This window comes from Actinomadura sp. NPDC047616, assembly GCF_040642915.1.
Classification (GTDB): domain Bacteria; phylum Actinomycetota; class Actinomycetes; order Streptosporangiales; family Streptosporangiaceae; genus Spirillospora; species Spirillospora miaoliensis.
This window is the reverse complement of the sequence record NZ_JBEYTB010000004.1, coordinates 67,908-80,259: the sequence shown is the minus strand read 5'-3', so window position 1 is coordinate 80,259 and position 12,352 is coordinate 67,908. Positions and strand designations below refer to the sequence as shown.

At 73.7% G+C, this 12,352-nt stretch carries 7 protein-coding genes; 3 read left to right on the top strand and 4 right to left on the bottom strand.

Annotated elements, in window-relative coordinates; all coding sequences use genetic code 11:
* Positions 1–52: 52 nt before the first annotated feature.
* The 4 genes from ABZ801_RS11230 to ABZ801_RS11215 form a co-directional block, all read right to left on the bottom strand.
* Complete coding sequence (locus tag ABZ801_RS11230; RefSeq protein WP_360695916.1) at positions 53–1,618, bottom strand: hypothetical protein; 1,566 nt, start codon at positions 1,616–1,618, stop codon at positions 53–55.
* Entirely contained in the window at positions 1,596–5,204 is a 3,609-nt protein-coding gene (locus ABZ801_RS11225; protein WP_360695913.1) for an AAA domain-containing protein, read from the bottom strand. The genes ABZ801_RS11230 and ABZ801_RS11225 overlap by 23 nt, the downstream gene beginning before the upstream one ends.
* Positions 5,201–6,577: a lipopolysaccharide kinase InaA family protein gene (locus ABZ801_RS11220; protein WP_360695910.1), complete on the bottom strand. Its 1,377-nt coding sequence runs from the start codon at positions 6,575–6,577 to the stop codon at positions 5,201–5,203. Before ABZ801_RS11220 ends, ABZ801_RS11225 begins: the two co-directional genes overlap by 4 nt.
* Positions 6,578–6,647: 70 nt before the next feature.
* Positions 6,648–7,322 (bottom strand): VWA domain-containing protein, encoded by a 675-nt coding sequence (locus tag ABZ801_RS11215; RefSeq protein ID WP_360695907.1) that lies wholly within the window; start codon positions 7,320–7,322, stop codon positions 6,648–6,650.
* Positions 7,323–7,557: 235 nt separating this feature from the next.
* Here ABZ801_RS11215 and ABZ801_RS11210 point away from each other — a divergent pair, with 235 nt between their 5' ends.
* The 3 genes from ABZ801_RS11210 (at position 7,558) to ABZ801_RS11200 (ending at position 12,282) form a co-directional block, all read left to right on the top strand.
* Entirely contained in the window at positions 7,558–9,039 is a 1,482-nt protein-coding gene (locus ABZ801_RS11210; RefSeq protein ID WP_360695904.1) for an SDR family oxidoreductase, read from the top strand.
* Positions 9,040–9,104: 65 nt separating this feature from the next.
* Entirely contained in the window at positions 9,105–10,133 is a 1,029-nt protein-coding gene (locus ABZ801_RS11205) for an alpha/beta hydrolase-fold protein (RefSeq protein WP_360695901.1), read from the top strand.
* Between the two features lie 514 nt (positions 10,134–10,647).
* The gene (locus ABZ801_RS11200; RefSeq protein ID WP_360695898.1) at positions 10,648–12,282 is read left to right on the top strand and encodes a M4 family metallopeptidase; all 1,635 of its coding nucleotides are present in this window, start codon (positions 10,648–10,650) and stop codon (positions 12,280–12,282) included.
* The last annotated feature ends 70 nt before the right edge of the window (positions 12,283–12,352 follow it).

The window sequence follows — 12,352 nt, the reverse complement described above, 5'->3', positions numbered from 1 at the left end:
GCGGGATCCTTTCTCGGCGGACGGGGCGGTCGGCGGGGGCGGACGGGCAGGGTCAGCGCAGCGGGATCAGCTCCCGCACGGCGAGAGCGGCCAGCTCACGGCACCATGGCGCGTCGTGGCGGGTGGAGGGGTCGCGACCGGCGTGCGCGGCGCGGTTGCGCAGCCCGCCCAGCGTGGCGAGCGCGCTGAGCAGGTCGGGCCGCCGGGCCGCCAGGCGCCGCAGCGGGTGGTCGGCGTTGTCGTGCGCGGCCAGCAGGCACAGGGGCGCGGCGTCCTTGACGTACAGGTTGGCGTCGGGCCGGTTCAGCCGGGCGGCGGCGCCGACCAGATCGGTGTGGAACAGGGCCGGGACGGACCGCAACCCGATCCGGTGGGCGGACTCCTCGATGACGGCCCGGTTGTACTCGGCGGTGCGGCGCGCGCCGGTGAGCCGCTCGGTGGGCGGGGGATAGGCGTCGACCAGCTTGCGGAACAGGATCTCGTACAGCCGGTAGGAGTTCTGCGCCACCCGCTCCAGCGCGCCAGGGCCCTCCCCCTCCATGGTGTCGAGGTCGATCTCGCTGATCAGGTCGAGGACGCCGGGGTCGTCGCGTATCCCGGCGCCGAACTCGGCGACCAGGGCGGCTTCGATGCCGGCGCGGGCGTCGCGCTTGGCCTCGCGGTACCGATGGGCGACCTGTTCGGTCTCCCGGGTGGTGACGCGGCGGATCCGGTCGGCCAGTTCCGCGTCGGCCCGCGCCGACGCCTCCATCAGCTCCTGGAACATGGCGTTGGTGCCCGCCCCGAACGGGTCGTGACACCGCAGCGCCCCGCCGGGCGCCGCCTCGGCGAACCCGACGACCAGCACCGGTTCCGGCTCGTCGACGAACGCGACCCGGCTCAGCTCCGGCCCCTCGGTGCCGTCGGGGGCCAGGCGCGGGTCCCCGGCGGGCTCGGACATCTCGTCGGGCAGGGCCGCCGACGCCAGCTTCTCGCGGCGTTCGAACTCGCGCACCTGGTGGACTCTGCGGGCGACGCGGTCCAGCCGGGCCACCTCGATGATCTGCGCCGCGCCCGGCCTGAGCGGCCCCGCGGCCTCCTCGTCCCCGGGCGGGCGCAGCACCAGCGCCTCCGCGGTGTCCGGACGGCCCCGGGTGCCGAACTGCAGCCGGACCGTGGCGGCGTCGCGGCCGATGACGTGGGCGTTGGTGAGCTGCTCGGCCGTGCGCGGCCACAGCTCCCCGGAGCCGGGCGCCTGGAAGACGTGGCACACCGACCACGTGACCTCCTCGGCCAGGGTGCCCGTCCGCAGCGCCCGCCGGCCCTCGTGGGTCAGCTCGCCGTCCCGGTCCAGCAGTCCCTGGTCGACGGCCTGGTCCATGATGTGCGAGCACAGCCGGGGATGCAGGCGGATCCGCTCGGCGATGCTCGCCGGCTCGCGGATTCCGGCCTGGCACAGCCCCAGGACGACCCGTTCGAACAGGTCCAGCCGGCGGCGCGGCATGACGGGTGCGGTGACGCGGTGCGCCCAGGCGGGGAAGGCCACGCACACCCGCGCGTCACGGTCGCGGGGCGGATCGGCGAACTGGACGACGCGGGCGTTGGCGGGGAACGCCCTAGGCTGCGAAGAATCGGCCATGCTCACCTCCCTGCCTGCACAGCTTCAGGAACTCCGAGAGCGGCTCGACCTGTGACGGCGCCTCGGGCCCCTCGAACAGCGCCGGGTCGCCGACGGTGATCAGCAGGCGCTTCTGGCGGCTCATCGCCACGCACAGCCGGTTGCGCAACGTCAGGTGGCCGTAGCGGCGGCGCACCCACCGCTCGTGCTCGGGCGTGCCGGGCGCGGGCACCCGCCCCGGCGGAGACGACCTGGTGGTGGACAGGAACACCACGTCGAACTCCCGGCCCTGGAAGGCGTCGACGCTGCCCACGAGCAGCCGGTCCAGCCGCCGCCCGTGCTGGTCGTAGCGCAGCTCCTCGGCCGGCTCGTACCCCTGGTCGCCGGGCTTGACCAGGCCGTGCGCGGCGAGCTGCCGGTAGATCTCCGACACCTGGTCGGAGTAGAACGAGATGACGCCGAAGCTGAGCGACGGCGCGGCCCGCAGCAGCCGGGCGAGCTGCTCGGCGATGACGCGGGCCTCGGCGGGGCGCCGCCTGCTGCGCCTGCCCATCTCCTTGCCCAGCCGGGCGGGCACCTCCAGCCACGCCGCCGCCAGCCCGTCGTAGCCGGGCAGCCCGTGGACGAACTCGGCGTCCGGACGCGGCGAGTCGATCGTGCCGCCGTAGAAGTTGCGGCTGACGAACTCCCCCAGCACCCGGTGCATGCGGAACTGGGTGTTCAGCGTGACGACCCGCCGGACCGGTGCCCGCCCGTCCCCCAGCTCCTCGAACAGCCGCTGGAACAGGCTCTCGCGCAACCGTCCCCGGGCGTCCGGGTCGATGTCCTCGACGTGCTGCTCGACCTCCGGTTCCAGCATGTGCGGAAGCTGGTTGTGGTCGCCCACCAGGATGATCCGCCGGCCCGCGTGGATCAGCGGGATCATCAGGTCCAGCGGGTTGGCGCGGGCCGCCTCGTCGACGATGACGGTGTCGAAGACGACGTCGTCGATGTCGGTCTCCTGCTTGACGTCGCGGACCGCGTTCGAGGCCGCCTGCTGGCAGGTGGTGGCGTAGGAGGCGGTGTAGGCGCGCAGCGTCCACTCGACCGCCACCGGGTCGCCGCGAAGCCCCTCCAGGTAGTCCAGCATGGCCAGCTCGGGGCCACCGTCGCCGGAGTCGCGGACGTGGTCTTCGAGTTCTTCCACGATCTCGGCGAGCAGGCGGTCGACCTCGGGGTCGGCGGCGGCCTGGACGGGCGGCCCGGCGGCGGGCTGGAGCCGTTCCAGGAGCCGGTCGCGGGCGGCGGCAAGGTCGGGCAGGAACGGCGGGACGTCGCCGTCCTCGTCCCACTCGGCCGCGCGTTCCAGCAGGTCCAGGGCCTCGGCGTCGCCCGCGGCCGCGTCCCGTACCGCCGGGTCGTCGGAACGGTCGGCCAGCGCGCGGACGCGGCGCAGCGCCTTGGCGGCGGCGGCCGGCCCGTCGTCGGCGAACGACTCGGGCACCGTGCGGACCCCGCGCAGGGCGCGCAGCGCCAGCTCGTGCCGGTCGTCGGGGGCGAACACCGAGGGCTGCGGCGCGCTCTCCAGCGTCCACCGCAGCCGCCCCAGCCGGTCGGCCAGAGCGGTGGACAGCATGCCCGCGGTCTCCTCCTCGATGTCGCGGAGCAGGGCGACGGTGCCCTCCCGGGCCGTCGGGGCCAGCAGGTAGCCGGCGGAACGGGCCGCGACCCGGCGCAGCAGGCCCAGCGACCGGCCGAGCGCGTTGCCCTCCCCCTCGACCTCGGCGGCGAGCTCGTCGATGGTCTCCAGGCGCCACCGGTCCATCCGCACGGTGGTGCCGCGTCCCATCCGGTCGACCTTCGCGGCGGGCACCCCCAGCACCTCGGAACGCTCGACCAGCTCGTCCACCGCCGCGTGCTGGAAACTGGTGAGCAGGATGCTGCCGCGCAGCTTGGCGTACCCCCGGCCCAGCTCCGCCAGCCGCGTCTGCAGCGCCTTGATGACCTGCGTCTTGCCCGTGCCGGGCGGGCCCTGGATCAGCGCGATGTCCGGGGTGTTCAGCGCGACCCGCAGCGCCTCCTCCTGCATGGGGGTGGGACGGCCGCCGACGAAGCACTCCCGCACGGCGTCGCTGACCGGCTCGACCCTGGTGGGCGGCTGGACGCTGACCGTCTTGCCCTCGAACAGGGCCAGCAGGTTGGGGATGCGGGTGCCGTCGTGCAGGATGCGGTCGAAGGCGTCCTTGCGCCGCTGCATCTGCCGCCGGTCGCCCCGGAACGAGCGGTAGAGGAAGCCCTGCGGCGGGGGCGCGGTCTGCTCGTCGGCGCCGACCCCGGCGACCCGCCGGGTCTTCAGATCGACGAGCCGCACATCGACGGTGCCGGTGGCGACGTCGGCGTTGACGACGGTGCCGGTCACGGTGTCCTTGTCCAGCCGGTCGTGGATCAGCGCCCAGCCGTCATCGTCGTCCTGCCGGCCGGTCAGCACGGCGGGCAGTTGCGCCGCGGCCTCCAGCTCGAAGTCCTCGTGCGCGTCGAGCCTGTTGCGGGCCTGCTCGGCGAGGGTCAGCTCGTTGCCGTCCTGGGGCGCCGTGAGGTCCAGGTGGAAGCGGTACACCCCTGCGCCCAGGGACTCGCGGGCGGTGTAACGGCCGAAGCCGACCTGCCGGACCTGGCGGCGGACGAACTGGGTCTCCTGCCGGTTGTACTCGTGCCACATGGCCAGGAAGCCCTTGCCCGCGGCCAGGCGGCTGAGCTGCTGGCGCATCTCGGCGCGCAGCTCACCGGCCTTGGACACGTCGGTGAACGTCACCGCGCAGCGCGTCATCCGCAGCGGGCCGCGGTGGTCGTTGCCGCCGGTGCGGCGCAGCCGGTGCATCACCAGGCGGCCGTCCTCGATCCGCACGTCGGCGATCACGCCGCGTCCGTGGACGCGGTACCCGGTGGGTTCCCCGGGATCGCTCAGCCCCACCGACACGATCATGCGGTCCGGCGCGTCGGGCCCCGAGCCCGGCTGCGGCGGCAGCAGCAGGCGGTCGCGCAGCCAGCGCAGGATCCGGTCGGGGTCGTCGCGGAGCCTGGACCTCATCTTGCCGACGGTGGCCAGCACCCGGTCGCCGACCCCGATCGACTGCGCGGCCATCGGCTCCGCCTGCTCGTAGACGTACAGGCTGAGGCCCAGCCGCAGGGACCGCCGCCCGCCCGACTCGACGATCTGGACGGTCGACAGGACGGCGACGCGGGAGCGGCTGGCCATGGCGCGCCGCAGCCGCTCGCCGTCCTCGTCGGTCTCGGGCGTCACGGTCGCGTGACTGCCGCCCGTCCTGGCCACCACCTGCCCGGACGGAAGCCCCGCGAGCTGCACCTCCTGCAGGCTTCCTTGGGGGCGCTGGAAGGAGTCGGGATTGGCGTTCCACGTCACCCACACGAACGTCGACGGCCCTGGGAGCGGATCGGTGATCTCGTCACCGCGACGGCCTCCGGGCGACCCGGCGGACCGGCCCTGCTGCCGGGAGCCGCGCCGCCCGCCGCCCTGTCCGCCGCCCTGCCCCCCGCGCTGCCCGCCGGGCCGGCCTGTCCCTCCGCCTCCGCGCGGACGGGACGGCGGGTTTCCGGACCGCGTGCTCATTGACGCTGCCTCCCCTTGACGATGCGGAACCGGAGCACCCGGTGCAGCTGCGACTCGTGCCCGAAGTGCAGATCCCACGCGGGGACGTCCGCGTAGGCGGGCACCGCGAGCTCCCGTCCGGGCTCCACGACCACCGGCGTCCCGCCCCCGGCGGGCGTCAGCCACAGCGGCTCGGCGTCGGCGTTGCGGGTGACCAGCCGCGCGCCCGGCTCCCACAGGAGCCACGCCACCGGCCGGTCGGACCCGGCGGCAAGCCTCGCCGTGCGGGCGGTCACGCACAGCCACCTGCCGCGCGGAACCGCGAGCCCTTCGCCTGCCGAGGCGAGGGCGGTCTCGCCGGGAGTGGCGAGGTGCACCAGGGCGATCAGCGGGTCCGGCGCCTTCGCCCCGCACCACGGGCAGGCCGGCGCCCCGACCAGGTAGGTGTGCGGGCACTGCGGACAGCTCACGGTGAGGTCGGCCGCCGCGTGCAGTTTGGTGCGCCACTCCGCCACGGTCGGCCGCTGCACCGGGTCGAGCCGTCCCGCTCCGAAGGTGCGCTCGGCCAGGACGCGCAGCCCTGTGGTGAGGACAGCCTGCCGGTTCACCCCGTAGCTGGACCGGTTGGAGTCGTCGTCGGGGTCGTCGATCCAGGGCAGCTCACCGGCGAATGCCTGATCGAGCAGTTCCGGCTCGCCCTCCTCCACCACGTCCCCGAGGAACGGGTGCACGAGGGCCAGCGTCTCGAACACCATCACCGCGAGCGAGTAGGCGTCGCTGAGACTCGACACCCCCATGCGCGCCGTCACCAGCTCGGGCGCGGCGTACCCGGGGGTGACCAGCGAGGCGTCCGGGACGACCGACTCGACCACGAGGTTGTCGACGTCGATCAGCATCATCTGGGCGTTCTCGACGGACGCCGAGACCAGGATGTTGGCGGGCGACGGGTCGCCGTAGACGATGCCGCGCGCATGCAGCGTGCCCAGCGCGTCGGCGGCGCGGGCCAGCAGGCGCAGCCTGCGCCGCAGCCCGCCGGTGGCGGCGTACCACTCGCCGAGGTCCTGCCGGGCGGGCGCGGCGGCCAGCGACCGCAACGCCACCATGTCGTCCAGCAGTTCCATGGTGTAGCCGACGGCCGGCTCGGCGAGCATGGCGATCGGCCGGGACACGGCGATGCCGTCCAGATCCAGGCGCCGCACCACGCGCAGCCGCCGCCGCAGCCGTTCGGCCGCCCTGGGGGTGCGCGCCGTCACCAGCTTCACCGCCAGCCGGTCACCGGCGGCCCAGACCTCCCCCTGCCCGCCCGACCCCAGCAACCGGGTCAGCTTGATGGCCCGCGCGTGTTCGTCCCGGACGGTCCTGCCCGTACCGTCCCAGCCTGGTGCGCCCGTCATGATGCCCCGCCGTCCTGCCGTGCCCGCCGTGCCGCCGTCCCCGCCCGCTGTGCCCGTGCCCGTTGGCACGTCAGCCGAGGAGATCGTCCAGTTCGTCCATCGACATGGAGACGTCGTTGGGGCGCGCGCTGCGGGCACGCGTGGTGACGCTGAGGGTCACCCAGGAGAAGTACCGGCTCAGCTGGTGCGCCTCGTCCGCGCGGAACGGCGGAATGGCCGGGTTGTGGATGAACGCTCTGAGCACGTCGAAGGCGTCCTCGTCCATGTCCTGCCCGACGCCGACCGCCAGCCGGGCGGCCTTGCCGCCGCGCGGCGAGGCCAGCAGCCGCTCCAGCGGTTCACGCCACTCGTCGGTGGGCAGCCCGTCCGAAACCAGCACCAGCGACGGGGTGAACGCGCGCCTGGGCACGACGCTCTCGTCCGCCAGAAGCCGGTTCACCAGGTCGAACGCCTGCCCGAGCGGTGTGCGGCCGTAGGGCCGCATGTCCTGCCAGACGACCTCGGTCGCCGGGGCCAGGGGCTGGTGCAGACTCGCCTCGACGCCCCCGAACGTCACCACGCCGACCACGATCTCGCCCCGCAGCGTGTCCTCGGCGGCGAAGGACCGGATCATCGTCGCGATGCTGCGGTTGAGAACGTCGATCTTGCCTCCCTCCGCCATGCTGCCGCTGACGTCGGCGAGGATCAGCACGGGCAGCGGCCTGGGCGGCGGCGCGACCGGACGCGCCACGACGGGATCGGCCATCGGCTCCCCTTTCACGGTTCCCGCAGCGAAACATTTCAGAGTGCTCTTGATCACTCCATGTGTCAATAATTCCGCAAAAAAACGTGCTGACCTGGGGCATGCCGCAACGATTCCGTTGATCAACTGAATCGACAGGAAAGGCGATGTCCCGGGCCTCCCGGTCCGGCAAAATCGGGCGGCCGCGAGCGTGCCGGACGCCACGACGGGTAGGGGGCGGCCGAGCGGAGGGGCTGCGTTGGGCGACCGGTTGTGCCTGGTCACGGGGGCCAGCGGTTACATCGGGGGACGGCTGGTGCCGGAGCTGCTGGACTCCGGCCACCGGGTGCGGTGCATGGTGCGCTCGGCGCGGCGGCTGCGCGACCACCCGTGGGCGGGACGGGTCGAGATCGCCGAGGCCGACGCCACCGACCCGGAGGCGACCGCGCGGGCCCTGGACGGCGTCGACGTCGCCTACTACCTCATCCACGCGATCGGCAGCGGGGGCGGATTCGCCGGGGTCGACAGGCGGGCCGCGAGCGTGTTCGCCGCCGCCGCCCGCGACAGGGGCGTCGGGCGGCTGGTCTACCTGGGCGGCATGACCCCCGCCGACCGGCTGTCGCCGCACCTGGCGTCCCGGGCCGAGGTCGGGCGGATCCTGCTGGACAGCGGCGTCCCGACGATCTGGCTGCGCGCCGCCGTGATCATCGGGTCGGGGTCGGCGTCGTTCGAGATGCTGCGGTACCTGACCGAGCGGCTCCCGGTGATGGTGACGCCGCGCTGGGTGCGCACCCGCATCCAGCCGATCGCGGTCCGCGACGTCCTGTACTACCTGGTCGCCTGCGCCGACCTGCCGCCCGAGGTGTCCGGGGCCTTCGACATCGGCGGCCCGGACGTGCTCACCTACCAGGACATGATGCGCCGCTACGCCGCCGTGGCGGGGCTGCGGCCACGTGTGATCATCCCGGTGCCGGTGCTGAGCCCGTGGTTGTCGAGCCTGTGGGTCGGGGGGATCACGCCCGTCCCCGGGAGGCTGGCGCGGCCCCTGGTCGAGTCGCTCCGCAACGAGGTGGTGTGCCGCGAGCAGGAGATCGCGCGTCACGTCCCGCCGCCGCCGGACGGGCCGACCGGGTTCGAACGGTCGGTGCGGCTGGCGCTGCGCCGCATCCGGAACGCCGACGTCGCCACCCGCTGGTCGTCGGCGTCCGTCCCCGGCGCGCCCAGCGACCCGCTGCCCACCGACCCGGACTGGGCGGGAGGCAGCCTGTACGTGGACGAACGCACCCGTGGCACGCGCGCCTCCGCCGAACGGCTGTGGGAGGTCGTCGAAGGCATCGGCGGGGAGCACGGCTGGTACTCCTTCCCGCTCGCCTGGCGGCTGCGCGGAATCATCGACCGGCTGGTGGGGGGCGTGGGCCTGCGGCGGGGCCGCCGCGACCCCCGGCGGCTGCGCGTCGGCGAGAGCGTCGACTTCTGGCGCGTGGAGGAGATCGAACCGGGACGGCTGCTGCGGCTGCGCGCGGAGATGCGCCTGCCCGGCCTGTGGTGGCTGGAACTGGGCGTGGGCGAGCGCGACGGCCGCGCCGTCTACACCCAGCGGGCGCTGTTCCACCCGCGCGGCCTGGCCGGTCACGCCTACTGGTGGGCGTTCCGGCCGTTCCACGAGCTCGTCTTCGGCGGCATGTGCCGAGGCGTCGTCCACGCCGCCGAAGACCCGGCCGTGCCCGTCCTCCCCGCCTAGCTAGAGCGACACGCCTCGGCCGCCGCCGGATGGGTTACCTTCGGTGTGATCACTAGGAGGTGCTCATGCTGCCGTGGTCGGCCGACCTCGCCGGACGAATCGACGAGCATGTCGTCACCAGCGAGCTGCTGCGCGACAACCCGCTGGGCGACCCGCACGAGCGGCCCCTGTGGGTGTACGTGCCGCCGGGCTACGACGAGGACGACGGCCGCCGCTACCCCACCGTCTACGTGATCACGGGGTTCACCGGCCACGTCGGGATGTGGCGCAACCGCACGCCGTTCCGGCAGCCGTTCCCGGAGACGGCCGACGCGGTGTTCGCGCGGGGCGAGGCCCCGCCCGCGATCGTCGTGTACGTGGACGCCTGGACGGCCTACGGCGGCAGCCAGTACCTGGACTCGCCGGGCACCGGCCGCTACCACTCCTACCTGTGCGACGAGATCGTCCCGTGGGTGGACGCGCGGTACCGGACGCTCGCCGACCGCGACCACCGGGCGATCACCGGCAAGTCCAGCGGCGGCTACGGCGCGATGATCACTCCGATGCTGCGGCCGGACGTGTTCGGCGCGCTGGCCACGCACGCGGGCGACGCGCTCTTCGAGTACTGCTACCTCCCCGAATTCCCGAAATGCGTGCGGCATCTGCGGAAATACGACGGCGACATCATGCGCTGGTGGGAGGCCTTCCGTTCCCGGGTTCCGTTCACCGAGCCCGAGGACATGGATCTGCTGAACATCCTGGCCATGTCGGCCTGCTACTCGGCCCGCGAGGACGGCACGCCCGAGCTGCCGTTCGACCCGGTCACGGGGGTGCTGCGCGCCGAGCCGTGGGAGCGGTGGCTGGCGAACGACCCGGTGCGGATGGCACCCCGGTACGCCGACGCGCTGCGGTCCCAGCGGGCGATCTGGATCGACGGCGGCACCCGCGACGAGTGGTACCTGGACGTCGGCGCGCAGGCGTTCCGGCAGGCCCTCACCGACATCGGCGTTCCGCGGGACGTGGTGCGCTTCGAGCTGTTCGGCGCCGGTCACGGCGGCATCGACTACCGCTACCCGCTGGCGCTGGCCTGGTTGTGCCAGCGCATCGCCCCCTGACCGCTACCGGCCACTGGACGGACCCCCACCGCGCGGACCGGCGGCGGGGGCCTGTGCCGAGGCGGGGACGGCGGGCGGGCGCGGGCGTGTGAATCCGGCCTGGGCGGGGCCGCGTGAAGGCCCGGCGTTCGACCTGCTCATAGCGGATTTTCAGGATATTCACTCCATACGCCTTGAATTCCAGTCTTATCTGGATTTATTGACTTCGTCCGCCGCCCGGGGTGCACTTCTGGTCAGCTCATCCGGATGAGCGCACCACCCCCCGTCCCCCCACGGCGCGGAGTCCCCGTCACCGCGCCCTCACCTCCCCCGGCGCGGGCCGACCACCGCGCCAAGCGTCCCCGTGCCCCCGCCACGGACGCTCGCGGATGCGGTGCCCCCGCTCGCCGCATCCGCGCACCAGCCACGCGGGCCGTCCTCCCCGGTCAACGCCGGGCCCGCCGCGTCCGCCGCGGAGCCGTCCCACAAGGACCTCCACGGCGCCGCCGCGTCCGGCACTGGAAGGAGCCCCCCAGTGAGACGCCTGTCCGCGCTCGGGACCGCGGCGATCGCCGCCGGTCTCGCCGTGGCGATGTCCGCGCCCGCCACCGGCGCGACGACCCGCGCCGCGTCCGCGCCCCCGTCGCCCACCCCGTCCCCGCAGGCCGCCGCCGCGTCCGCCGACCGGCTGGTGGCGTCCGGCCCCGAACGGCTGCACCGGTCCCCCAAGGACACGATCGTCCGGCGCGGCGTCACGCGCGGCGCCGGCGGGCTGCAGTACGTGGCCTACGAACGCACCTACGCCGGCCTGCCGGTGGTCGGCGGTGACTTCGTCGTCGCCACCGACGCCTCCGGCCGGGTGCTCAGCACCTCGGTCGCCCAGAGCCGGACGCTGTCGGTGTCCACCACGCCGAAGCTGACCGCCGAACGCGCCGCCGCGATCTCACGCGGACGGCTCGCCAAGGTGACCGGCGTGTCGCAGCCGCGGCTGACCGTCCTCGCCGAAGGCTCGGGCCGCCTGGTGTACGAGACGGTCGTCGACGGCTCCTACCGGCAGCGGCCCTCCCGGCTGCACGTGCTCGTCGACGCGGCCAGCGGCAAGGTCGTCCAGCAGTGGGACGAGGTCCAGGACGCCGACGACGACCGCAGCTACTACCACGGCGGCAGCCAGAACCCGACCAGCATCAACAGCACCCAGTCCGGCACCACGTACACCATGCGGGACTCCACCCGTCCCGGCATCAGCTGCGCCAACCAGAGCGGCACCGTGTACTCGGGCACCGACGACGTGTGGGGCAACGCGTCCGGCACCAACCTGGAGACCGCCTGCGTCGACGCGATGCGCGCCGCCGCGGCCGAGTCCGACATGGTGCGCGCCTGGCTGGAACGCAACGGGCTGAACGGCAACGGCAGCGGCTGGCCCATGCGGGTCGGGCTGAACCAGGCCAACGCGTTCTGGAACGGCAGCTACGCCAACTTCGGCCGCAACAGCGCCGGCACCCGCCAGGCCACGCCCGCCGACGTGGTCGCGCACGAACTGGGACACGGCATCTTCCAGACCACGCCCGGCGGCTCCAGCGGCGGCAACGAGAAGGGCGGGCTGAACGAGTCCACCGGCGACATCTTCGGCGCCCTCACCGAGTGGTACCTCCGGGAACCGCGCGTCGGCGAGCAGTTCTCCGGCACCACCGCCCTGATCAACTACGACCCGCCGGACTACCTGGTCGGCGAGGAGGTCGACCTGGTCGGCAGCGGCCCGATCCGCGACATGACCAACCCGTCGGCCAAGGGCCACCCCAACTGCTACAGCTCCAGCGTCCCCAGCATGGAGGTGCACGCGGCGGCTGGCGTGCAGAACCACTGGTTCTACCTGCTGGCCGAGGGGTCGAACGCCAATGACGCGGCGAACGGCCGTCCCAACAGCCCGACGTGCAACGGCGCCACCGTCACCGGCGTCGGCGTGCAGAAGGCCGGACGGATCTTCATGGAGACGCTCAACCTGAAGACCTCCACCTGGACGCACTCGCTGGCACGGCGGGCGTCCCTGCAGGCCGTGCTCAACCTGGAGGCGGTCGGCAAGGCCACCTGCACCGACTTCACCCGCACCCGCGACGCCTGGAACGCCGTCAACGTCCCGGCGGCCGCCAACGAGCCCACCACCTGCAGCTGACCCCGCAGGCGGTCGTGCGGGGCGGCACTCGGGGCGCCCCGCACGACCGCATCCTTCCCCCTCGGAGAGC